The sequence below is a fragment of the Poseidonibacter lekithochrous genome (assembly GCF_013283835.1).
Classification (GTDB): domain Bacteria; phylum Campylobacterota; class Campylobacteria; order Campylobacterales; family Arcobacteraceae; genus Poseidonibacter; species Poseidonibacter lekithochrous.
The window spans coordinates 3,066,584-3,092,031 of sequence record NZ_CP054052.1 but is presented as its reverse complement, the minus strand read 5'-3'; the positions used below and the strand labels follow the sequence as shown (position 1 = coordinate 3,092,031).

Annotated in this window: 22 protein-coding genes; 2 read left to right on the top strand and 20 right to left on the bottom strand. The window is 29.8% G+C overall.

Going from position 1 to position 25,448, the window contains the following annotated elements; genetic code table 11:
* Positions 1-143: 143 nt before the first annotated feature.
* From ALEK_RS14945 to ALEK_RS14925, 5 genes are all read right to left on the bottom strand, one after another.
* Positions 144-551: a hypothetical protein gene (locus ALEK_RS14945; RefSeq protein WP_071627618.1), complete on the bottom strand. Its 408-nt coding sequence runs from the start codon at positions 549-551 to the stop codon at positions 144-146.
* Between the two features lie 9 nt (positions 552-560).
* Complete coding sequence (locus tag ALEK_RS14940; RefSeq protein ID WP_071627619.1) at positions 561-2,672, bottom strand: Tex-like N-terminal domain-containing protein; 2,112 nt, start codon at positions 2,670-2,672, stop codon at positions 561-563.
* On the bottom strand, positions 2,665-3,399 hold the full coding sequence (locus ALEK_RS14935; RefSeq protein ID WP_071627620.1) for a phytanoyl-CoA dioxygenase family protein: 735 nt from the start codon (positions 3,397-3,399) through the stop codon (positions 2,665-2,667). The genes ALEK_RS14940 and ALEK_RS14935 overlap by 8 nt, the downstream gene beginning before the upstream one ends.
* 113 nt (positions 3,400-3,512) lie before the next feature.
* Positions 3,513-3,701, bottom strand: a complete 189-nt coding sequence (locus tag ALEK_RS14930) for a hypothetical protein (protein WP_071627621.1) — start codon at positions 3,699-3,701, stop codon at positions 3,513-3,515.
* A 6-nt stretch (positions 3,702-3,707) separates the two neighbouring features.
* The gene (locus ALEK_RS14925; RefSeq protein ID WP_071627622.1) at positions 3,708-3,938 is read right to left on the bottom strand and encodes a hypothetical protein; all 231 of its coding nucleotides are present in this window, start codon (positions 3,936-3,938) and stop codon (positions 3,708-3,710) included.
* Between the two features lie 360 nt (positions 3,939-4,298).
* Between ALEK_RS14925 and ALEK_RS14920 the strand changes: the two genes are divergently transcribed.
* Positions 4,299-5,870 (top strand): nitrite/sulfite reductase, encoded by a 1,572-nt coding sequence (locus ALEK_RS14920; RefSeq protein WP_071627623.1) that lies wholly within the window; start codon positions 4,299-4,301, stop codon positions 5,868-5,870.
* Between the two features lie 26 nt (positions 5,871-5,896).
* Here the strand turns inward: ALEK_RS14920 and ALEK_RS14915 are convergent, their stop codons facing one another.
* Positions 5,897-6,388: a YgjP-like metallopeptidase domain-containing protein gene (locus ALEK_RS14915; protein ID WP_071627624.1), complete on the bottom strand. Its 492-nt coding sequence runs from the start codon at positions 6,386-6,388 to the stop codon at positions 5,897-5,899.
* Positions 6,389-6,443: 55 nt separating this feature from the next.
* On the opposite strand from ALEK_RS14915, the gene ALEK_RS14910 reads away from it, so the two are divergent.
* The gene (locus ALEK_RS14910; RefSeq protein WP_071627625.1) at positions 6,444-6,950 is read left to right on the top strand and encodes a GNAT family N-acetyltransferase; all 507 of its coding nucleotides are present in this window, start codon (positions 6,444-6,446) and stop codon (positions 6,948-6,950) included.
* A 9-nt stretch (positions 6,951-6,959) separates the two neighbouring features.
* Here the strand turns inward: ALEK_RS14910 and ALEK_RS14905 are convergent, their stop codons facing one another.
* The 14 genes from ALEK_RS14905 to ALEK_RS14840 all read right to left on the bottom strand — a co-directional run bounded on the left by ALEK_RS14905 (position 6,960) and on the right by ALEK_RS14840 (position 25,433).
* Positions 6,960-8,993, bottom strand: coding sequence for a dynamin family protein (locus ALEK_RS14905; protein WP_071627626.1), 2,034 nt, complete (start codon positions 8,991-8,993; stop codon positions 6,960-6,962).
* On the bottom strand, positions 8,993-11,344 hold the full coding sequence (locus ALEK_RS14900; protein ID WP_071627627.1) for a dynamin family protein: 2,352 nt from the start codon (positions 11,342-11,344) through the stop codon (positions 8,993-8,995). The genes ALEK_RS14905 and ALEK_RS14900 overlap by 1 nt, the downstream gene beginning before the upstream one ends.
* Positions 11,345-11,443: 99 nt before the next feature.
* Positions 11,444-12,175, bottom strand: coding sequence for a fumarate reductase iron-sulfur subunit (locus tag ALEK_RS14895; RefSeq protein ID WP_071627628.1), 732 nt, complete (start codon positions 12,173-12,175; stop codon positions 11,444-11,446).
* The gene (locus ALEK_RS14890) at positions 12,175-14,160 is read right to left on the bottom strand and encodes a fumarate reductase flavoprotein subunit (protein WP_071627629.1); all 1,986 of its coding nucleotides are present in this window, start codon (positions 14,158-14,160) and stop codon (positions 12,175-12,177) included. Before ALEK_RS14890 ends, ALEK_RS14895 begins: the two co-directional genes overlap by 1 nt.
* Positions 14,160-14,954: a fumarate reductase cytochrome b subunit gene (locus ALEK_RS14885; RefSeq protein ID WP_071627630.1), complete on the bottom strand. Its 795-nt coding sequence runs from the start codon at positions 14,952-14,954 to the stop codon at positions 14,160-14,162. Before ALEK_RS14885 ends, ALEK_RS14890 begins: the two co-directional genes overlap by 1 nt.
* A gap of 219 nt (positions 14,955-15,173) precedes the next feature.
* Complete coding sequence (locus ALEK_RS14880) at positions 15,174-16,694, bottom strand: NADH-quinone oxidoreductase subunit N (protein ID WP_071627631.1); 1,521 nt, start codon at positions 16,692-16,694, stop codon at positions 15,174-15,176.
* Complete coding sequence (locus ALEK_RS14875; protein WP_071627632.1) at positions 16,691-18,178, bottom strand: complex I subunit 4 family protein; 1,488 nt, start codon at positions 18,176-18,178, stop codon at positions 16,691-16,693. Before ALEK_RS14875 ends, ALEK_RS14880 begins: the two co-directional genes overlap by 4 nt.
* A gap of 1 nt (position 18,179) precedes the next feature.
* Positions 18,180-20,066 (bottom strand): NADH-quinone oxidoreductase subunit L, encoded by a 1,887-nt coding sequence (gene nuoL, locus ALEK_RS14870; protein WP_071627633.1) that lies wholly within the window; start codon positions 20,064-20,066, stop codon positions 18,180-18,182.
* The gene (gene nuoK, locus ALEK_RS14865; protein ID WP_071627634.1) at positions 20,063-20,377 is read right to left on the bottom strand and encodes an NADH-quinone oxidoreductase subunit NuoK; all 315 of its coding nucleotides are present in this window, start codon (positions 20,375-20,377) and stop codon (positions 20,063-20,065) included. Before nuoK ends, nuoL begins: the two co-directional genes overlap by 4 nt.
* Positions 20,374-20,901 (bottom strand): NADH-quinone oxidoreductase subunit J family protein, encoded by a 528-nt coding sequence (locus tag ALEK_RS14860; RefSeq protein WP_071627635.1) that lies wholly within the window; start codon positions 20,899-20,901, stop codon positions 20,374-20,376. Before ALEK_RS14860 ends, nuoK begins: the two co-directional genes overlap by 4 nt.
* Positions 20,894-21,400 (bottom strand): NuoI/complex I 23 kDa subunit family protein, encoded by a 507-nt coding sequence (locus tag ALEK_RS14855; RefSeq protein WP_071627636.1) that lies wholly within the window; start codon positions 21,398-21,400, stop codon positions 20,894-20,896. Before ALEK_RS14855 ends, ALEK_RS14860 begins: the two co-directional genes overlap by 8 nt.
* A gap of 1 nt (position 21,401) precedes the next feature.
* Complete coding sequence (locus ALEK_RS14850; protein ID WP_071627637.1) at positions 21,402-22,679, bottom strand: complex I subunit 1/NuoH family protein; 1,278 nt, start codon at positions 22,677-22,679, stop codon at positions 21,402-21,404.
* Positions 22,676-24,112, bottom strand: a complete 1,437-nt coding sequence (locus tag ALEK_RS14845; RefSeq protein ID WP_071627638.1) for an NADH-quinone oxidoreductase subunit G — start codon at positions 24,110-24,112, stop codon at positions 22,676-22,678. The genes ALEK_RS14850 and ALEK_RS14845 overlap by 4 nt, the downstream gene beginning before the upstream one ends.
* Positions 24,113-24,146: 34 nt before the next feature.
* Positions 24,147-25,433 carry a citrate synthase gene (locus tag ALEK_RS14840; protein ID WP_071627639.1) on the bottom strand — a complete coding sequence of 429 codons (1,287 nt, stop codon included), beginning with the start codon at positions 25,431-25,433 and terminating at the stop codon, positions 24,147-24,149.
* Positions 25,434-25,448 lie beyond the last annotated feature (15 nt).

The following is a 25,448-nucleotide window of genomic DNA, read 5'->3' as shown; positions in this document are numbered from 1 at the left end:
AAAGAAAATCGTGAGCAGATTCCAAAATAGCTAAAAAATTAAATGAAATCTTAAAATTTGAAAACTCGCTCCGCTCAGACAGTTCAAATTTTTTTACAGATTTAATTTAGTTTTTCTTAACACTATTTTGAAAATGCTCACATTTATTTTATTAATCCCCATTCTTTTTCAATTCTACTAATCATTGATGAAATTGTACTTTTTCTTGTTAGATAATCTGAGTCTTTAACAAATTGAAGACCTACTGTAACTACAATTCCTTTATTTAAAACAGTTTCTTTTTCTCTTTCTGATAAATTCTCTTTTATAAATCCCCAATACGATGAACTTCTTATTTCTTGAAAATCATTAGCTGTATCTAGCATATTCCTAATATTTTGGATTAATTCAATTTGATATTCAATTTTTCTTTTTTTATCTTCATATTTAAATTTTATCTTTGGTGTAAGGTATATTGTAATTAATGCAGATATTATTCCTGAACCCATTGTAATCAAAGCGATTATAATAGGTGATAAACTTTTTGTAGTCTCTAATAATTCTTTTTCCACTATCTACCTTTATTTTAAACTTAACCCGACTCTTTGTTTCTCCAAATCAACACTTACAACTTTTATCTTCTCTAAATTCTGATTGATACTCAAAACTTCACTTGGGTGATTGATTCTTTTCTGGCTTATTTGTGAGATATGAAGTAGGGCGTCATTTTTTAGTCCTATATCTACAAAAGCTCCGAAGTCTGTGATATTTCGTACAATTCCACTTAGGATGAATCCCTCTTTTAAGTCTTCTATTTTTGTTACATCTTGGGCAAATTTCACTTGATTAAATTCACTTCTTACGTCATATCCTGGTTTTTTTAACTCTTGGATAATATCACTTAGTTTTAGTGGAGTTGTATTTAGCTCATTTGCTATTTGCTCTATTTGATTATCTCTTATATCTTCTATATTGTATTTTTTTTGTAGGTTTTTTGTTACTGTATAATCTTCTGGGTGAATTGCTGTATTATCTAGGATTGATTTTCCATCTTTGATTCGAAGAAATCCTACAGCTTGTTCATATGCTTTTGCACCTAAACCTTTTACTTTTAGTAATTCATTTTTACTATTGAACTTTTTGATACCATCTCTATGCTCAATTATATTTTTTGCTAGTTTTTCTGAAATACCAGAGATAAAAGATAGTAGTTTATATGAAGCAGAGTTTAAATCAACTCCTACTTTATTTACTAAATCCACTGTAGTATTCTCTAGTTTTAAGCCTAACTCTTTTTGGTTTACATCATGTTGATATTGACCAATTCCTAAAGATTTTGGGTCAATCTTCACTAGTGTTGCCATTGGATCACGAAGTCGTCCTGCTATTGAGATAGCTCCTCTTATTGTTACATCTAGATTTGGATACTCGTGCGCTGCTATTTTAGAAGCTGAATATACACTTGCACCTATTTCACTTACAATTGCATAGTTTATATCTAGGTTATTATCTTTGATAAGATTTGAGGCAAACTCTGCTGTTTCTCTTGAAGCAGTTCCATTACCAATTGCAATAGAAGTTACACCATATTTTTTGATGAGAGCTAATACTGTTTTATTTGAAGCTTCTGTATTTTGTTTTGGTTTAGTTGGATAGATTACATCTGAATCTAAATAAATTCCATTTTCATCTATAACTGCCAGTTTACAACCAGATACAAATCCTGGATCCATTCCTAAAATCACTTGATTTACTAGTGGTGCTGTTTGAAGTAACTCTTTTAGGTTCTTTCCAAAAAGCTCAATTGCTTCAGAACTAGCTTTTTCTTTTAGAGTGTTTATAGCTTCTCTTTTTAGACTTGGAAGAAGCAGTCTTTTTAGCCCATCTTTATATGCATCAAAAACTATATCTTTAGATGAACTTGCCCATGATGGGATTTTGTATTTTTTTATATTTTCTAAAATATGCTTTTCATCAATATCTACTTTAATAGATAATTGTTTTTCATTTACAGCTCTTAAAATTGCTAAAGTTCTATGAGATTTAATATATTTTATTTTTTCAGTTTGGTTTGCAAAACTTGAATAAACCCCAGATTTATGAAACTCTTTTCCTTCTTTTATCTGAATCTCACCCCAGTTTGAAATCATAGATCTTAGAATCTCTTTTGATTTAAAATCATCAGCATATCTTTGAGCTATGATATCTTTTGCTCCAGTTATTGCTTCTTCATTTGATTTGATATTTTTATTTACAAATTGTTTTGCTTTTTGTTCTACTTCTTGATTTGTGTATTTTAGACATTGGATTATATTAGCTAGTGGTTCAAGACCATTTTCAATGGCACTTGAAGTTCTAGAAGATTTTTTATCTTTAAATGGAGCGTATATATCTTCTAAAGCTTGTAGAGTTTTAGCTTCATTTATACTATTTTTTACTTTATCATTTAAGAAGTTTTTTTCATCTAAAAGATTAATTATCTCTTCTTTTCTTTTTAGAAGTTTTTGTGAATAAGTGAATACTTCCTCAAAAGCTCTTAAGTCTTCATCCGTAGCATTTCCAGTAGAGTCTTTTCTATATCTCGCAATAAAAGGAATTGTACAACCCTCATCAAGTAAAGTAATAATATTTTCTATTGATTTACTTGATAGTGTAGTTTTCTCTTTTATTAGTTTTATTAAATCATTAGTCAAGAATCACTTCCTTATAGTCACTTCTAGTATTTTTTATAGGTGCATTTGATTTTGCTCTTACTGTATAAACAAAAGATATTTTTGCTTCATTACTAGCATTTTTACTTGCATGATGTAGGGTTTTACAATGGAATAATACTACATCACCTTTTTTAAGATTAGAAGATGTTCTTGATTTTATAAGTTCTTGATTTTCTTTATTTGAATCCAAGAAGTTTGAATCATCATCAAATCTATCTTTAGAGAAATCTAATTTATGAGATTTTGGAATAAACTCTAATAAACCATTTTCTAAATACTCATCTCCAAGACTTAACCATACTGATACTAAATTGTCATTTTCAAAATTCCAATATCTTCTATCTTGATGCCAAAATGTTCTAGTACTTTCATGGGCTAATTTAGTCATTATTGAGTTATGGTGTGCTAGGGTAAGTACTGGTGTATCATTTAACACTTGTTTTAAAATAGGTCTAATATCATCTGAGGTCATCCACTCTTTAAATACTTCTTCTCTATCATATACTTGTCTTAATCTTCGAACAGTTATATTCTCATCACTTACTTGCATATACTCTTGTTCACTCTCAATTGGAGCTTGTTTTCTCTCTAAGTGTGATTTTGCTTTTTCCAAAATATTATTGCAAAGTTCTTCTTTCGCAAAATCTTTGATAATCAAAAATCCATTTTCATTAAATTCATTTATTTGTGATTGTGTCAGTTCCATTGTTACTCTTATAAAAATTATTTGAGCAATTATAGTGAAAAATCTATTTTGCTTTGTTTATTTTGTATAAAAATATAATAAAAGATTTTTTATAATAAGAAAATAATATTAAATTATATATTTAATAGAATATTATCCGCAAGTATGGCGATTTCTCTTTGTGTTAGTTTGTAAGTTTTAGTTCTTAAATACTCAAAAGATAAGTTATTCTCAATTAGTAATTTAGCAGCATTACTATAATCTTTTTCAACTCTAATAAGATGAATTATTTTTATAATAATTGTGTGTATATCTGTATTCATATATTTTTAGTTTCTTTGGTTTATTACAAAATCTGCAAAACTTATTAAGTCTTGATTTTTTAATGTTTGAGTTTTTGATACTATATTTTCAAATGATATATTGTGTTGATTCATTAATTGTTTTGCACTATTAAAGTCTGTTGTTTTTATAAAATAAACAATATTATAAATTTCATTAACAATAGGGTCATCAATAACAGTCCCTCTAACATACTCATTTTTAAACTCTACAGCCAATAATTACTCCTAAAAAAGTCAATTGAAAATGTACAGAAATATGTCTTAAAAGTTAATCATATAAACTAAGTCCCATTTTATGGTTCAAGGAAGTGAATAAATTAATAAACTATTAATTTATATTAAAAATTTGCAAAATCTTAAATAATATAGTATATTAATCAACTATAGTTTACTTGAGTAATTAATAGCCTAAAAATAGGTATTTAACTTAAGTTGATAAAATTACTATGGTTTATTTTAAAGACTTTTTAAAATAAACTTGATATAATTGGAAAAAATTTATTATAAATAACTAGTATTTATACAAATGTAACTGAAAAAAGATATTATAAATATACAACCAAATAGGAGTAACACATGGCAGAAGAACTATCAGCAGTAGAGCAATTAAAAGCTTCTAGAAACCCGTTAAAGGTTATTGAAGATATATATAAAGAAGCACAAGAGGGTATTCCTTTAAGTGCAGATTATATTGGATTATTAAAATGGTATGGAATGTATCCACATATTAATGGTGAAGAGACTGAAGATAAAAAATACTTCATGAAAAGAATCAAATTAGTTGATACTAAAATGAATTTAGAGCAATTAGAAGTAATGGCTAAAATTGGACAAGATTATGCACAAGGTCTTGTAGATTTTACTGATAGACAAAATGTTCAATTTCACTTCATTCAAATCAAAGATATGCCAGCAATTTTAGATTTATTAGATTCTGTTGGATTAACTTCAAGAATGGCATCAGGTGATGGACCAAGACCTATTATGACATCAGCAATTGGTGGAGTTGATCCAGAAGAAATTATTGATGCTTCTTATTTAGTAAAAGAAGTTGATACTTATTTTGATCAAAATGATGATAGATTCTGTAACTTCCCAAGAAAATACAAGATTGGTATTTCTGGATGTGGTAGACACAGTGCAGCTCATGAGATTCAAGATGTTGCATTTACAGCATTTAATGGTGAAAATGATGAAGTATTATTTGACCTTACTTTAGCAGGTGGATTATCAAAATCAAAACAAATTGCATATAGAGCTAATAGATATGTAAAACCAGGTCAAGTAACAGAAGTAGCAGTTGTATGTGCTGAAATCTTCAGAGATCATGGAAACAGAGCTAATAGAAATAAAGCAAGAGTAAGACACTTAGTTAATGAGTGGGGATTAGAAAAATTTGTTGCTGAAATTGAAACAAGATTAGGTTACGAATTACAAGAAGGTTTAGTTGAACCAAAAATTACAGCCTTTGAAAACAGAAACCACTTTGGAATCCATCCTGCAAAACAAGAGGGTGAATCATTTATTGGATTTGCTACAAACTCAGGAAGAGTTGCTGGTGAAGACTTTAAAGCAATGAGTGATATCTGTAATAAATATAATGTTGCTGGTTTATCATTAACTGCAACTCAAAACTTTATTGTTTATGGTGTAAAAAATGAAGATGCACAAGCCTTAGCAGATGAAATTGATGCATTAGGTTACCCTTATGCTCCAACTCCATTTAGAGCAAGATTACAGTCATGTACAGGGAGAGAATTCTGTAAATTCGGAATTACTGAGACAAAAGAGTATGCAAAAAGAGTTGTTCTTGAATTAGAAGAGAAAAACCCTGATTTTACTGAAAACGTAACTATTGCAATTTCTGGCTGTGGTAATGGATGTTCTCATCCACAAATTTCTGATATTGGTTTTGTTGGAACAAAAGTAAGAGATGCTGAAGGTAACAGAGTAGAAGGTTATGATGTTATTTTAGGTGGTCAATTACAAGGTGTAGAAGGTAGTAGAATTGCACACAAATCAGGTGTAAAAGTTCAAGCTACTGAAGTTGTTGGTTTTGTTGGAGATTTAATTGCTTCATACCAAGCTGATAACTTAGGTCAAACTACATTCAAAGATTTCTTAAACGTAGTAGAGTTAAAAAAATAAGTAATTAAAAGAGAAGAGATTCTCTTTTAATACAATTTCCCGTGTCTATCCATATATACTAAATAAACTCTCAAATCAAATTCAACTTGATGATAATCATCCATCATATAAGTACATAAATCATAAAAAGCTTTATCATGTTCTTTCTCTTTAAGATGAGCTAACTCGTGAACTACAATCATTTCTAGAAATTTTTCTGGAACATTTTTAAATATAGTTGCAACTCTAATTTCATTTTTTGCTTTTAGTTTATTTCCTTGTACTCTTGAAATAAAAGTATGCATTCCTAAAGCATTATTAATAACATTTATTTTTCCATCAAATTGTATTTTTGATAGTTGAAATTTTTTGAAGTATTGATTTTTTAAATCCATAACATAGTTATATAAAGCTTTGTCAGATTTTATATTATGAGCATTTGGATATTTCTTTTTAATTGAATCGCCAAGTTTTCCATTTTCTAATTGTGATTTTATTGTATCTTGTAAGTGTTGTGGGTAATGTTGTAATTGTTTCATGGCTAGTATTATATATTAAAATTTTTGTTATAATGCTTCAATACTTGGAGTAAATATGAATATTTTAAATACAAACAGATTAATTTTACGTAAGCTTTCAAAGGATGATTTTCATACTTTATATGAAAAGATTTTTTCTGATTATGAAGTTGTTGAAAATACTTTTGGTTCTACTATGTTTTCACAAGAAGAGACTTACGAATTTTTATTAGAAAATGGAAACTTTGATTCAAAGGTTGGACTATCAGTTCTTGAAGAAAAAGAGACTAATTCTATTATTGGAATTGGTGGAGTTTTACCTTGCAGATATCTGGATGAAGATGATTATGAAATAGGTTTTATCCTAGAAAAAAAATCTTGGGGTAAAGGTTATGCAAAAGAGATTGGTTCTGCTCAGATTGAACAAATAAAAAATGATTTGAAAAAAGATAGAGCAATAGCAGTTGTAGCGCCTATTAATAAAGCCTCAATAAAATCTTTGGAAAACTTAGGTTTTATATATGAAAAAACTACTGTAATACCAAGAGGTGAGAGATTAGTTTACTCTTTATGTCTAAAATAAAGAAGAGAATTAAATCTCTTCTTTTATCTTTTCTAAATCTTTAATTTTCTCAATATATTGAGCTTGTTTAGATTTTACAAAATTAATTCTATCTTCATTTATTTCTAAATATTGTTGTTTAGAATATTTAACAACTTTGAATAAGTAGTTTCTTTTTGATGTTAAGAAATCTTCAATTTTTTCAAAAGCAAAATTTGCTTTTAATTTAGTAAGAATCTCATCTTCTCTTGGATGCTGAATTGCAAACCTTGATGGTTCTTTTTTATATAACTCTTCTGATTCTAATATTTGTTGTTCAAAATGTCCAATAGTAGCTTGTGTTGTTTGAATATAAGAATAAGATAATGCCCCATTAAAATAAGCAAACTTTTTTCTCACCGCTGAGATATTTTCTAAAATAGCTCTATGGTATGATCTTAAAACATTTTCATATACTTTAGCAGCAAAGTGTCTAGTATTTGAGAACTCTAAATCAGAAGCAATTTCTCTATGTTTTTTAATAAGCTCATATGGTTCTTGCCATTTTTCAACTTCTGTTTTTATATTTCTATATACATTTCTAAATGCTTCATCAGTATTAAGTTCAATATTTTTTAGAAGTTTGATTGATCTTTTGAACATTTTATCAATAGTTTGGTCATCATAGAAAAGGTTTTTATATACATTATCTGAATCAATCCAGAATGTTTCATAATCAAATTTTTCTATTTTTTCAGATTTTAAGAAACCACTTTTTGACTCTTCAAATCTAATATTAGTTTTTCTTTTGATATTTTTGAATGTTTCATTTGCAATTTTTTCCATAATTGTTTCTAATGAGTTATAAATAGTGAATAACTCTTTTGAATATTTTTTATGGATTTCTTCAAAGGCTTGTATTGTATCATCTTCACAAGATTTAAGAACAGATGTTAAAGCATCATAAACCCCAATGATTGTTTGGTATTCTTTGATTAAAATATCACAAACACCTTTCATATCATTTTTAATTGCATACTCTTTTGATTCTTCCGCTTTTGGTCTAATCGTGCTTTCAATAAAGTCTAAAACATCTTGAATATTAGAATCATGTAAAAGCTTCATATTTGATGCAATATCTTGATATTTAATATCTACTAACTCTTTTTGGAAAGTATCAAATTTCTCTTTGAAGAAATCTAATGACGTAGAATCAAGATTTTCATTTAAATCTTTTTTGAAATCTTTTAATATTCCATCTACCGAATTTTCAATAAGTACTGATTTTTGATGAGCTCTTGAATCAAGTGCCATTTTTGCTGAAATAGGTGTAACTTGTGCAAAATATTTACCAAATTTTTCAGATACATATTTTGTAGTAGTATCTACTTGTTCTTGTGTAAATTTATCTTTTTGATTTAACACACATAAAGATTTATCTTTGAAGTGTTCCATATATTCTTCTAGAACTTTTGCTTCTGATAATTTACCTGCATTATCAATAAGTGTAAGCCAGATAATACCACCCACATCTCTTAATACACTTCTTGTAGTATCTGTATCACTTTGTGATTGTGAATTTAGACCTGGAGTATCAACAAATGAAATATCTTTTAATATATCCATAGGAGCATATAAAGTAAGATATTTAATATCATTCATTTCATCTTGTCTTTGGTCTGTAAAATCAGCAATAGCTTCAATAGGAGCATATTCTTGAGCCCCAGAGTAGTAAGTGATTTTTAGTTTATACTCTTCTCCATAATTAATAAAGTTTACTTTAGAAGTAACAGGTGTAATACCAGTTGGTAAAATATTTCTTGAAAGTAGGGCATTTAAAAATGTAGATTTTCCAGCTGAGAATTGTCCTGTAATAGCAACTTCCATAGGATATCTAGCACGTCTAATTTGTTTATTCAGAATTCTTTCTAATTGTCTAGATGGTAAAAACTTTTCATCTAATAATTTGTCTTGAGTTTTTTTAATTTGACCTACAAGTGAGTCATCATAAACTACTTCTTTTTCTGAATATGTTTCATTAAACTCTTTTACAAAACCTCTTAATATTTTGATATTTGCATTCATTAGTTTAATCCTTTTACATTAGAAATAACTGTATCTAGTTTTTTAATCTTTTTATGAATATCAATTGACATTGAAGCTCTATTTTCATTGTTTTGCTCAAATGAACCAATTTGCTTTTGAAGTATTTCTTCATCATTTAACATTTTTTGTTCAAAGGCTTGAAGTGGTGCATTTAATGTAGCAAAGAATGATTCAATTAAAATATTTGAAACTTTATTTGCTTTTGATTTAATATCTTCTTCAATACTTTTGAATTGATCTTTAATAAAAGATTCGATTTCTCTATCTAGTTCATTTATTTTATTTGCTTTTGATTTTGATACAGCAGTTGTTACTTGATTTATTAAAACTTCATTATTACCTGTTAAGAATCCAGCTTTAAAATCATCTTGGAAGAAACCTCTTGCATCAAAGTTATCATTTTTGTGACCAATTGAGAATCCAAAGTCATGATATTTTTGCTCACACTGTTCTCCAATTGTTTGAGATTTTTTAATAAATTTATATCTATAATCTCTAATTACATCAATAATTCCATCTTTAATTGCCGTTTCAACAATTACTTTAATTCTAGAATTTTCAGGTCTTTTTTTAGTTTTTTCAAAAGAGTATCTTACATCTGAAACAACTCTTTGTTTTATTACATTTTGAAGTTCAATTAATTCACTTTCAACAAATGTTTCAAGTGATTCAATATAGTTTTTAGCATCACTTTTATAATAAATAATATCTTCTTTCATAGCAAGAAAAATTCTATCATTTACAGCTTTTTTCTTATTAAACTCTTCTAATTCAACTTCTAATTCTTCTTTAGATTTAGATAATAGTTTTAACTCATAGTTTAAAGATTGAGCTTCTTTTTCTATTGTTTTAATTACTTGAGATTTTCCAGATTGAATAATCAATTCACCTTTTTGTGAATTTGAACCAAATAAAGTTTCATTTAAATAGCTTTCAATTTCTAAAATACCAGTATCTTCAATAGTAAATCCAGCATCTAAGGCTTCTTGTTCTCTACCTGTTCTATGTAATAAAGCCATTTTCCCAGAGATAGGAATAAACTTGATAGTTTTTAGAATATAATCAAGTTGAGAATCTTTATTTTGTGCTTTTAATTGTTTTTCAATTGATGATTTAGTATATTTAATTACTTCATCTAATTGCTCTTTAGAAACTGTATCTGCTCTTGTAATTACAACTAATAGTTTTGAAATATTTTGATATAAAAGTGCATCAATAATAAACTCAACATCTTTTAATGTAGCACTTTGAGATACGTTCATTAAGTGAAGCATCATATCACAAGCTGAGATATACTCTTTTGTAATTTCTTCTCTTTGAATAACAGGGTCATCTAATCCCGGAGTATCAACTATTTCAATTCCATCTGATAAGAAATCTAAGTTTGAACCTAATTCAACATATTTAACTAAGTTACATTTTTTTCCACTAGCTTCTGCTGATGTGTATGAAGATAAATCATTAATATCAACTTCATCATATCTTGACTCAGGTTTGATGTATGAGTTTAATTCACTTCCAAAGATTTTATTAGTTTCATTAACATAATCTCTCATAGATTCTAGTTCATCTGCTGATTTTACAATTCTATCCCATTCACCTTTGTTCCAGTAAAATACTTTTGCATTTTCAGTTGGATTATGTTTTACAATTGTTAAGTTTGCAGTTTCAGGAACAACAGCTGAACCTAAAATTTCTCTTCCCATTAGGGCATTTAGCATTGTCGATTTACCAGCATTCATAACACCCGTAATACCAATTGAGAATTTTTGATTATTTAAATAGTTACTTGTTTCATCTAAGTCTTCAATAATCTTTTCATTTGAAGATTCTTCTTTTAATTCATTGATAACATCTTCTAATGTAGATTTTAATTCTTTGAATGATGACTTGTTTTCATCATCTTCAACAACTTGTGCAGGCATGTCAATTTCATCAACTAAGTTAAGTTCTTGATGATCAAATAATGAAATTAATTTATCATAGTTTTCCATATTTAATATCTTATTTTCTTTTAAATAGTCAAAAGAATCATGTAAAGTATCAACATGTGATTTTGCTTGATTTGTCTCAATACACTCAACAATATTATGTTGTAAGTGATTTAACTCAGCAATATTACTTGGTGTTTTTACATTAAGCTGTTGACAAAATGTTTTAAAAGATGTAAGCGGCAAGAATTTTTCATAATCTTTTCTAGTGGCACTTAAAACTAATGCGTAAATTGAAAATGTAGTTTCTGTGATATTTGTATCAATTGGTTCAACATCTAAATCTTGTTCAAATGTAATCCCATGATATAGTAAAAAGTAGTCGTTTGCTAAGCTCATTATATCTCCCTAAAATAAAAAAAGCTAAATACCAAAATTTGATACTTAACTTTTCATACTTAATTTAAAGGAATTACAAAGGGGTGAGCCCCTTCGTAATTATCTTAATGCTACTAGTTTTCTTCTTAAGTAAGCAATTTTGTTTTGTAATGGTAAGTGTTTTGGACAATGATCTTCACAAGCTAGTAAAGACATACAACCAAAGATACCATCATCATCACCGATTAACTCATAGAAGTCTTCAGCAGTTCTTTGATCATGAGGATCTACTTCAAATCTTGCAACTCTGTTTAATCCAACAGGTCCAACGAAGTCAGGTCTCATTAATTTTGTACCACAAGAAGCAACACAAATACCACATTCGATACATCTATCAAGTTCGAAAGTTTCATCCGCTACATCTGGATCAACTCTTTCTTCCATTTTAGTAATATCAGTTTCTTCGTTAGTTACAATCCAAGATTGAACTCTCTTAGACATATCATCCATCCATTTACCTGTATTAACAGATAAATCTTTGATTAATTCGAATGCTGGCATAGGCATTAATTGTAAAACACCTGTAGGGTAATTAGCAATTAATGTTCTACAAGCAAGTGCAGGTTTACCATTAACTACCATTCCACAAGAACCACAGATTCCAGCTCTACAAACGAAGTCAAATGATAAATCGGGATCGTACTCTTCTCTAATTTTCATTAATGCAATGAAAAGAGTCATTCCTGGAGTTTCTTCTAATTTATAATCAACGAAGTGAGGTTTAGAAACCTTACTTCTTGGATTAAACTTAAGAACCGATATCGTGATTTCTCTACCTTTTTCTAAGCTCATTATTTATCTCCTGCTCTTTCATTTTTCTCTCTATAGTTCATTGGTAAACTAAATGGCATTAATGCATCTTGAATTTCGTGTCTATCTTTACCTTCAGCTTGCATTTTTTCAGTAATTTCATCTACTTCTGCTTGTCTTACAGCTGATGTTTCATTTTCAATAATCATACCCTTAGCACCATAACCTCTAAATGCTGGAGGCATTTCCATAGTCATAATGTCAAGTTCTTCATATGTAATTGTAGGTTGAGTATCATTTTCATCTGGCCAAGAAGTTAATGTTCTGTTTAACCAGTTTGCATCATCTCTTTTAAGGTAATCTTCTCTATAGTGAGCACCTCTAGATTCAGTTCTCTCTCTACCACCCTTAGCAACACAAAGTGCAACTTTAAGCATTCTTGGAACTCTATAAGCTTCTTCTAATTCAGGGTTACCAACTCTTTCTTTAGATTTAACATTGATTTGTTTAGTTTTCTTTAATAAGTCTTCTAATTCATCAACTGCTTCAGCAAGTCCAGTTCCATCTCTAAAGATACCAACTTTGTTGTCCATTAGGTTTTGCATTTTGTTTTTAATTCTGAAGATATCTTCAGTACCGTTATATGCTAAAATTTCATCTAAATAAGCATCTTGCTTATCCATGAATTTTTGAACAGTAGCAGTAGGAATTGTAACATCATTAGTTAAACAATAATCTGCAAAGTAGTTACCAATAATCATACCAGCAACAACTGTTTCAGATACTGAGTTTCCACCAAGTCTGTTAAATCCATGCATATCCCAACAAGCGGCTTCACCACAAGCGAATAAACCGTTTAAGTTTTGAGATTCACCAGTTGGTTTAGTTCTAATTCCACCCATAGAGTAATGTTGCATAGGAAGAACTGGAGCCCAACCTTTTTTACCCTCATCAGCAGGATCAATACCATTAAAGATTTGACAAATTTCTTGTACATCTCTTAAGTTTTTCTCAATGTGTTCTCTACCTAGAATAGAAATATCTAACCAGATATGCTCACCGTATGGAGAAGGTACACCTTTACCATTTCTAATGTGCTCAATCATTCTTCTTGAAACAACGTCTCTTGAAGCAAGTTCTTTCTTTTCTGGTTCGTAATCTGGCATAAATCTATGACCATCAACATCTCTTAAGATTCCACCATCACCTCTACAACCTTCAGTTAATAAAATACCTGAAGGAACAATTGGAGTTGGGTGAAATTGTACTGCTTCCATGTTACCAAGTGTAGCAACACCAGTTTCTAAAGCGATAGCAGCACCGATACCTTCACAGATTACAGCATTAGTAGTTTGTTTAAATACTCTACCATATCCACCTGTTGCGATACATGTACCTTTAGAAACGTATGCTTCTAATTCACCAGTAATTAAATCTCTTACGATTGCACCGTAACATCTGTTATTTTCGTGAATTAAAGAAATAGCTTCTTTTCTATCTCTAATATCAACGTCTTGTCTTAAAGCTTCATTAGCAACACCGAATAACATAGTATGTCCAGTTGCATCAGCAGTATAACAAGTTCTCCATTTTTTAGTACCACCAAAGTCTCTAGACATAATTAAACCATGTCTGTCAGCATCTTCAGTAATTGTAGTTTTCTTAGCATTGATTACAGCTTCTCTTGAACCTTCTCTAACTCTAGTCCAAGGAACACCCCAACCAGCAAGTTCTCTAATAGCTTTTGGTGCAGTATGTACGAACATTCTTGCAACGTCTTGATCACATCCCCAGTCAGAACCTTTTACAGTATCAGCAAAGTGTAAATCTTCATTATCTCCATCAGACATTTTAGAGTTACCTAAAGATGCTTGCATACCACCTTGAGCAGCTGCAGAGTGAGATCTTTTAACAGGAACTAATGATAATACAATTGAGTTTAATCCCTTTTTTTGTGAAGCAACGGCAGCTCTTAACCCAGCTAGTCCTCCACCAATAACTAATGCATCACAGTAATTAATTTTCATTATGCAATTCTCCCAGAAGTTTTATTTGTCATTTTGTATTCCATTACTTTTGCAGTTGGTACATATCTTTCACCAGCTTTATCAGCGTGATCCATACCAATTTTCATGTATGCAGCTAAAGATGCAAATCCTAATGCAAGGAAGAACACAGTAAGTCCCCATTTAACTTGTTTAAGTTTTTTTCTATTTTCTCTTGGATTATCACCATCGAACCATCCCCATTTAACACTTAATCTGTAAAGACCAATTGTTCCATGTAATTCAACAGCTATTAATAATAAGATGTATAATGGCCACATCCACTCAGACCAGATTCTGTCAGCAGAAGCATATGGACCAATTGCATCAGAATTAGTTGCAATAATGTATAAGTGTACAGAACCTAAGAAGAACATAGCAAAACCAGTTCCTGCTTGTGTAAACCATAACTTAGTGTCATCGTGATTCATGTGTTTAGCATGAGCTTTCATTACTTGATATTGTTTGAAGTTACCAGGAAGTTTTCTCATTCCAAGACCAGCATGTGCTATAAAAATTACGAACACAACAACCGCAGCAATTGTTACTAATAAAGGATTTCCTCCCTCAAAAATAAAACTAGCTTCTAAAAGCTTAGTAATAGTGTACATAAAGTCATTAGAAATTAATATCGAAGATACTAATAACATATGCCCCCACATAAATAGCGCTAAAAAACCACCAGTCGCACTTTGTAGATAATCTAGTTTAGCAGGTAGCCTACTTTTCTTTCCCTCAACCGTCTTACCTAAATAACCTTCTATTAGGTCACTCATTTCCTATCCTTTCTTGTGATTTGATTATTTGAACAATAGCAATATAGTAGCCTAAAGGTACTTGACTTATGATTAGATGAGAAGTGATTTATTTATGAAATATCATACGAATGTTATACGAAAAAGCTTCATAAAGCCCATAAAATAGGCTTTATGAAAAATAAGTTTAAGTGTATCTTAAAAGAAAAAATTAATTAGACTGTGTGAATTTGTAACAGTCTATTTTATAAATAAAGATTGTACTGCTGTTTGAGCAAGTATAATAATTTGGTCAATATTTAATGCAGGGATAAAGAATACAATTGCAGATCCAACCCCACCTAAAACAGTCAAGATTGCAACAAATGCAATTGCATAAGTTGAAACTCTCTTATCATTAAATTCTACAGATATACATTCTTGTTTTGTTGGATAAAAATACATAACTGCAATTAGTTTAAAGTAGTAGTAAACTGATACAATTGTTGCAAATACAGCCAATACAGTTAATCCTGCATATCCAGCGTTAATTGCTTCAGTGAATACATAAAATTTACCAATGAATCCAATAGTTGAAGGAATCCCTGCTAATGAGAATAAGAATATTGTCATCATTGCAGCTAAGAATGGTCTCTCTTTTGCTAAACCTTTGAAATCGTCATATGTAACTCTTACATTTGTTTCTGAAATAATATGAGATGCAAGACCAAATGCTCCAAGAGCAGATAAAAGGTATGCAATTAAATAGAACATTGTTGCATAAGCAGATTCAATATTTACAATTTGTCCATCTTTGTAACTTAATGCGATGAATGCTAATAATAAGTAACCAGTGTGCACAATTGAAGAAGCTGCAAGCATTCTTTTTACAATTTTTTGTGTTACTGCTAACCATGTACCAAATACTAAAGTAAATACAATAATTACTGAAATAATTGTATCCCAGAAATCAAGAGTTAATCCGAAGTCTTGTAAAAATGCTCTAAGGAAAAATGAGAATATAGCAATTTTAAATGTTGATGCCATATACGCAGTAACAACCATAGGTGCACCTCTATATACATCAAGTACCCAAGATTGGAATGGAAATGCTGCAATTTTAAATAGGAATGTAAATAGAATTAATGTTAACCCTATGTACACTAAAATCATTTGGTCATCAGATGCAGAATTAATAAATACAGATAATTCACTTAAGTTTGTAGTAGCAGATGCTCCATAAACTAAAACAACACCTAATAAGTAAAATGCTCCAATAAATGAACCTAATACTAGATATTTAAATATTGCTTCAACTCTTTTTGAGTCTTCAGTGTTGTATCCAACCATAATATAAACTGCAAAAGAAGCAATTTCAAGAGCAATATATGCTGTTACTAATTCGTTTGAATATCCTAATACCATCATTCCAAATAGTGCAAATAATAAAATTGAGAAAAATTCACCTTTAAAGTATTCTCTATGTTGGAAGTAATGTTCACCAATTAATAGTGTTAATATTGTTCCTGCTATTAGTAAAATATTAAAGAAGTTTGAAAAAGAATCAAATATTAATACATTATTTAATAAATCATTATATGGTTGAACAGAATATGCTTCACCAATTTGTGATAATGAAAATCCAAATGCAATAAATAAGAAAATACAAGAAACAACAATAAAGTTTTTAACTGTAAAACTTTCGTACATACTCATAAACATAAGTACTAATGCACCTGTTAATACAGTTAATGCTGGAATTAAATATATAAATTCACTCATTTTGATGCTCCAATATGTAAAATGTCATTTAAGTAATGTGTAACTGTTGGTTCAAACTTATTAATAAAAATTTCTGGATATAGTCCCATTAAGAATACTAAAATTACCCATGGTGCTAAACCAATCATTTCTTTAATTTTTAAGTCTCTCATTTTTAGAACGGGGCTTCCCTCTGGTCTATCTTGTAAAATAGCTCTTTGAAACATCCATAACATATATGAAGCTCCAATAACAACTGTAGTAGCTGAGATATATCCAAGGGTATGATTAAACTCATAAATACCAAATATGATTAATAACTCTGAAACAAATCCATTAGTTCCTGGTAATCCAACATTTGCAAATAACATAATTGCAAATATAAAAGTTAATACAGGAGCTTGCTTTGCTATTCCACCTAAGTCTTTAATAGTTTTAAATCCAGTTTCTTCGTGAATTAATCCTATAAGTAAGAATAATGCACCTGTTGCAATAGCATGAGCTATAATTAAATATAAAGCTCCATTGATACCATATTCATTTAGTGAGAAAATACCAGCTGCAATGAAACTTAAATGTGATGCTGATGAGTAAGCAAACATTCTTTTTATATCATCTTGCATAAGTGCTGCAATTCCAAAATAAACTAAACCAAATAAACCAATAGCCACAAAATAAACTGAGAATTCAATATAAATTTCTGGGAAAATAGGAATCATAAATCTTACAATTGCATAAACTCCAAGTTTAGCCATTATTGAAGATAATAAGAAAACTGCACCAGTAGGAGCATTTTTATATGTTTCCATAATCCATGTATGAAGAGGGAAAATAGGAATTTTAATTGCAAATGCTGCTAAGAATCCAAGGAACAACCATACTTTAGTATTGTAATCAATTGTAGTTATTTTCATTAGCTCATTATAAGCAAATGACCATGTACCAAATTCTGCATGATAAGCAACACCTAAGTATAAAATAGCAATGAACATTAATAATGAACCAACCATTGTATAAACTGTTACTTTAATAGTTGTATATACCTTTTCACCAAAACCGTATGAACCAATCATTAAGAAAACTGGTAATAACATTACTTCCCAGAAGAAATAGAATAATACAACATCAAGTGATAATAATGTACCAGTTACCCCTGTTTGAACTAATAACATATTAATCCAGTAACCTTTAGTTCTACCTTCCCATAATAATAAATAAGAAGTTGGTATTAAGATGGCAATCATCATTAAAATAGTTAAAGAAAATCCATCTAAACCTACATAATAATTAATACCATAAGTTTCAATCCAAGGTACATTTGTTACAAACTGCATTCCTTCACCAGGAATGAACTCTATATAAATCTTTAGTACAAGTGCTAAAATAACTGTAGTAGTCAAAAATGCAATATTTCTGATTGTATTAACATCCCTAGTTGTAAGCATTAAACCAAATGCAACAATTGCAGGTAAAAATATAATAAACGAAAGTATATCTGAACTCATACTATAATCCTAAAGTAGTTAATAAATAGATAAACACACAAGTCATTCCTAATAACATGAATAGTGCGTAAAATCTTACATTTGCATTTTGAATCATTGCAACTTTTTTACCTAAGTTAACAAAACCTTTTGATGAACTCATAATAAATCCATCAATAATTTTGTCATCTAAAACTTTATCAATAAATACTGATAGTTTTTTTGAAGTTTTAACAAAAATTGCATCATAAATTTCATCAACATAGAATTTATTTCCAATTAATCCCACTTCTTCTTCTGGTTTAGTAACATCAAAGTTTGCATACTTTTTATATGAAACGTAAATACCAGCAGATGCAACTGCAACTGAAGTGATCACTAATATCCATTCTGTTAAGTGACTCATATGAATTGTCTTAGAATTTAATTGTCCTAACCAAGTATCAACTAAATGTTCTCCACCAAATATTGTTGGTAAGTTTAAGAACCCAGCCCCAATTGCTCCAATTGCTAATATTAGTAATGGAATTGTAATTGTTTTAGATGTGTATGTATATTGTGATCTATGTTTTGTTGGTGCAACAAATATAATAAAATACATTCTAAACATGTAAAATGCTGTTAAAAATGCTGTTCCTAATGCAATTGCCCAAATTAAATATTCACCTTCTTGGAATGCTGCTGCTAAGATTGCATCTTTTGAGAAGAAACCAGAGAATGGTGGAATACCTGAAATTGCTATAACTCCAACTAAGAACGTTGCTCCAATTATAGGAAGTTGAGCTCTATGTTGTGCAATCTTAAAGATATTTTGTTCATGGTGAAGTGCTATAATAATACCACCAGCACCCATGAATAACATGGCTTTAAAGAATGCATGTGTAAATACATGGAATAGTCCAGTTGAATAAAACCCAAGACCAACTGCAATAAACATATACCCTAATTGACTCATTGTTGAGTAAGCAAGAATTTTTTTGATGTCTGTTTGTCTTGTTGCAATTACTGCTGCAAATAGTGCAGATATTGCTCCAATGTATGCAATAAATAATCCAATCTCTTCAATACCTGAATATAAGAAGTGGAATCTTGCAACCATATAAACACCAGCTGTTACCATAGTAGCAGCATGAATTAATGCCGAAATTGGAGTTGGTCCTGCCATTGCATCTGGAAGCCATACATATAATGGAACCTGTGCTGATTTTCCCATAGCTCCTACAAATAACAAGAATCCAGAAAGGATTAATAATTCATTTGAAGCATTTGAAATATTTGATTCTATTGAAGCAAATGATAAATCAACTTCTCCTAGTGCAAAGAATAAAGTTACAACTCCAAGTAAGAAACCAAAATCTCCAACTCTATTTGCAATAAATGCTTTATTTGCTGCGATAATATTTTCTGATTTTCCATAATAGAATTTAATTAGTAAATATGAACAAACTCCAACACCTTCCCATCCAATGAAAAGAATAATTGGGTTATCTGCTAATACTAAAATTAACATTGAAGCTAAGAATAAATTGAAATAAGCAAAGAACTTACCAAAACCATTATCACCTCTCATATAACCAATTGCATAAATGTGAATTAACCATCCAACAAATGTTACAAACATAGTCATAAAAATTGATAAGTTATCGCCAAGTAATGCCATATCGATATTTAGTTTATCAATATTAATCCATGTGAATAATTGCTGTTTAAAAATAATACCTTCATCATTCATTCTTAAGAATAAAGATAAAGTTATTAAAAATGATATCAAAGGAGTAATACATCCAATTAGTGAAAAAGTTAATTCAGAAACTTTTTCTTTTTTAATATGATATAAATATAAACCACCTAATAAAATAGCACCTAATAAAGGAGCTAAAATTATCCATACAAGTAGTGATGTACTCATGATTTTTCTCCTTGTGTAAGAGTTGTAAAGATATCAGTATCAAGAGATTTTCTTGATCGATATAATAGAATAATTACTGATAAGAAAATAGCAGCTTCCGCAGCAGCAATTGCAATTACCATAACTGTTACAACTTGAGGGTCCATACTAAAATGGTATCTAGCAAATGTTACTAGGAATAAGTTAATACCATTTAACATCATTTCAATAGACATATAAATTACAAATACATTTCTTCTTGCAATTACACCTATTACCCCAATAGAAAATAGAGCCATTGATACAAAGGCATAAGATGTTAATGATATCATGCTTCATCTCCTGTGTTTGTGATTTTTGATGATCTTTTCTTTGCTAATACAACAGATCCAATTAATGCAACTAACAATAGAATTGAGATTAACTCAAATGCTAATAACCAATTATTATAAAGTTGAATACCAATTGGTTTAATATCTCCAAAATCACTGTTTGTAATATTAAAATCTTTTGCAGGAAGTTTAGCTACAGCTTTTAATATTAAGATATTTAAAGGAATCATAACAACAGCACCTAATGCTATTAATGTATATTTCTTTGGTTCTTTTGGTAAATCTTCTTCTTTAATATTTAAGAACATTAAGATGAATAAAATCAAAGTCATAATAGCACCTGCATAAACAATGATTTGAACTAAGAAAAGGAAAGTGGCATTAAGTAAAGCAAACATTCCTGCAACACTTAACATTGAGATTAAAACCCCAAGAGCACTGTACATTGGATTTGCATATACAATCATAGCAATTGCACCAGATATTGCTGAAAAAGCTAATGCAATAAAAATTAAATCAATCATTATCTAAATCCTTTGATCTTTCGTTTGCCATTAAAGCTTTTTTATCTAATACAAACTCTTCTCTTGTTCCTGCTGTAAATGAAAAGATACCTGTATCCATTCTAATTGCATCACAAGGACAAGCTTCAACACAATAACCACAGAATACACACTCTAATAAATCAATTTTGAATTCTTTAGGTCGTTTTTCATCGTGATCATCAAATCTCTCTTCTGCTTCAATAAAAATACAATCAGCAGGACATGCTGTTGCACACATATAACAAGCAACACATTTTTCAGTTTCATCTTCCCATTTTGTAAGTCTATGAACCCCTCTGTATCTTTCATTAAGATCATCAGGTTGAACCTCTGGGTATTGCATTGTTTTTAGGTTATCTACATCTTTTAAGTTTTTTACAAAGTGTTTAAAAGTTGTTTTCATTCCCCCTGCAATTGCAGGTAGATATAATTTGTCTTTAAATGATTTACCGTGTCTTGGTACTACTTTAATTCCCATATTAACTTCCTACTACAATAAATGTTGCAGTTACAACAATATTTAAAAGTGCCAATGGTAATAACACTTTCCACCCTAACATTTGTAATTGGTCATATCTGAATCTAAGAACAGTCCATCTAACCCAAATATAAACAAATGCCATCATAAAAAATTTAACTAAGAATGTTCCAACTTGAAGAACAGCAGTTACAATATTAATCCCATTAGTTCCTAATCCTGTGATTAAGAATATAGCTAGAAGCCCAACAATTCCAACACATATAGCCCAGAATGCTGTAGTTAAAATCTTTGTTTCTTTTTCTCTTCTTAAATCCCCATCACCTTTTGTTTTATTATTCTTTTTCATCCATCTTGTAAAAATAAAGATTTTGATTGGTAATAAAATCATAATAGCAACGATTACATAGTTTATATTACTTTGAATTGTTTGTGTATCTAACCAAGGAATTTGATATCCACCAAAGAATAAAGTAACAATAATAGCCGATGATGCAGACATAGCAGCGTATTCACCAACTTGGAAAAGACCAAATCTCATTGCTGAATATTCAGTATGATAACCCGCAACAATTTCTGATTCACCCTCTGCAATATCAAAAGGTGCTCTATTTGTTTCTGCAAAAGCACAAACAATAAAAATTACAGCTGCTAGTGGTTGAATAAAGATTCCCCACATTGGAACAACACCCCAGAATACTCCTGCTTGTGCATTTACCATATCTGTTAAGTGAATTGAACCATAAGATAAAAGCATTGAGATAATTGCTAACGCCATTGCTGCTTCATATGAAATTACTTGAGCTGATGCTCTAATTGAACCTAATAATCCATATTTATTTTGAGATGAATAACCACCTAAAATAATTCCATAGATTGCAAGTCCAGCAAAAGCTAGGAACCACATGATTCCTAATTCATTTGGAACAGCTTGCATAATAAATGATTTTCCATCAATTACTAAATTATCAGCAAAAGGAATTGTTGCAAATGTTAAAAATGAACATAAGAAAACAATTGCAGGTGCAATAGTAAAGAAAAACTTATATTTAATATGTGAAGGTGTGAAGTCTTCTTTAAAAACAAGTTTTAACATATCTGCAAAACTTTGAATTAATCCACCTAATCTCAAAGGACCAATATTACATCGGTTAGGACCAGTTCTATCTTGCATAAAAGCAGATATTCTTCTTTCCCACCAAACAAAAAGTGGTGTTAACCCAACTGCTAATACAACAGCTAGTAATATATTTACAGCAATTATTATTCCCGTACTCATAGAGTTCCTTTACCAATCATTTCTTTTAGATGTTCTATTACAGAGGTAATAGTTTCCATTGGATTATTTTTATTCATTTGAGAAATCACTCTTTGTTTTATACCATCACAGTTGATATATGTTCCTGATTTCTCATAGAATGATGCAATAGGTATTGCAATATTTGATTTACTTAAAGTTAAGCAGTTATGACTAAATAGTGAAATAACTGTTTTACCTTCTAATAATTGCGAGTTTTCTTCAAAGAATGAAGAATCAACAATTATTACTAATTGTGCTTTTTCTAATGAGTCTTTGAAATAAGACTCTTCTTCATTAACTTTTAGTTCTTTAAATGATGCTCTATTAGCAGTTTTGTCACTTTTTCTTAAGTAATCATCACCAAATGATTCATCAAAAGTATCTGGTGAATATCCACTAATTTTTGCATTTAATTTTTCTGCTAAATTTTTAAGATTTGACATTTCTTCATAAGAAAGATTTGGACTTAATACAAATAAGATATCTTTTTTTGTTGATAACTCTTTAAACATATTTGTTATTGTATTACTAAGATTTGTTGTTTCTTTATTTAATAAAGGAGTTTCAAATCTATTTTGATTTTCATTTTCGTAAGATAATCTACCCTCATCACACATAAACCAACCGTTAACTTCTTTATTAGCACGTGGTCTAAATCTATGAATTTGGTCATCTTTATATTTTTCTTTTCTATGATCAACACTTATGTTACATCCTTTTGAACAGCCATTACATATAGCATCAAATGTTTCTAAGAACCAAACTCTTTGTTTGAATCTAAAATCTTTTGAAGTTAATGCTCCAACTGGACATAAATCAACAACATTCATAGCATAAGGATTATATAGGGGACGTCCTGGAAAAATTCCAATAGTAGAGTGATCTGTTCTATCAATTACACCAAGTTCACTTGTTTTTGTAATATCTTTACAGAATCTTACACATCTTGTACAAAGTACACATCTTTCTTCATCTAGCATTACATTAGCGCCTAAATCGACTCTTTTACGATGCGTAGTTTTATTATTTACATTTACTCTTGATTCATAAAAACCAGATTCCATGTAGTAATCTTGTAGTTTACATTCACCAGCTTGATCACATGTAGGACAATCAATAGGATGGTTAATAAGTTGTAGTTCTAAAATATCTCGTCTTACTTTCTCGATATTTTCGCCCTTAGTTCTTACTACCATTCCATCTTTAATAGGTGTATCACATGCAATTTGAGGTCTTTTTTGACCTTCAATTGCTACCATACACATTCTACAGTTACCATCTTTACCTAGTGCTTGGTGATAACAAAAATGAGGAATATGGATATTCTCATCCAATAATTTATCAATTAACAAGCTTCCTTTGGAAGCTTGCATTTGTGCGCCATTGACTGTGATTTCTACCATTTCACTCATAAATTCTATCCCCTTACACTTGTTTTATTTTTTCTTAGTTACCTGTATATAATTGTCTTGGTCTAGCAATTTTATGCTTAGGATCTTGTTTTAATTCAGACCATTGTGTAATCCAACCTGGAGTTCTTCCGATTACGAAAATTGGAGTAAACATTTCAACTGGAATTTTAAGCGCAGTTAAGATAACACCAGAATAGAAGTCAATATTTGGATATAAACCTCTTTCTTTGAAGTAATCATCATTTAATGCAGCTTCTTCAACAGCAGCAGCAATATCTAATAATTTAGAGTCAAGATTTAATTCTTCTCTTAATTGATCTTGTAATCCTTTTAAACATTCAGCTCTTGGATCTCTATTTTTATATACTCTGTGTCCGAATCCCATAAGTCTGAATGGATCGTTTCTATCTTTTGCTTTAGCAATATAAGTAGGAACATTTTTAATATCACCAATCATTTTTAATTGATCCATTACTTTTTCATTTGCACCACCATGAGCAGATCCCCATAATGCAGCAATACCAGAAGAAATAGCAACGTAAGGGTGAGCTTCTGTTGAACCAACAGCTCTTACAGTAGTAGTAGAAGCATTTTGTTCGTGATCAGCATGTAATGTAAAGATTGCATCCATTGCATCAACTTCAATTTGTTTAATCTCTTCATTTGAACCATCTGCTAATCTTTTCATAGAACCACCTGGATATGCTCTTAACATATATAAGAAGTTTTCAGTAAAGTATCTATTTACATCTGGGTAAATTAAAGGTGTTCCAATTGATTTTCTATAAGCCATTGCAGCAATTGTTGGCATTTTAGCAACAATTCTTCTTCTCATAGTTTTGAATTCAGCTTCATCTTCTAAGTTTAAGTGATCTTTATAGAATGTTGAAAGCGCCATAGTTGCAGCTCCCATAGTTGCCATTGGATGTGCTCCATCTGGGAATGCATCAAAGATTTTAATTAAACCTTCGTTTAAGAATGATCTATGTCTAATTTCTAAATCGAAGTTTTTAGAAGCTTCAGGAGTAGGTAATTTACCTCTCATTAATAAGTAACATACGTCTAAGTAAGAGTGTTTACCAGCTAAATCAGCAATATCGTAACCTCTATATCTTAACTCTGAATTCTCACCATCAATAAACGTAATTTTTGATTCACAAGATGCTGTTGAAGTATAACCTGGGTCATAAGTAAACATACCTGAATCTCTGTAGAATGAACTAATATCAACTACACTTGGACCTCTTGTCCCATCTATAATATTGTATTCATAAGCTTTACCATTTCTATTGTCAGTTAGTGTCATAGTATTTTTTGCCATTAATTTCTCCTTTAG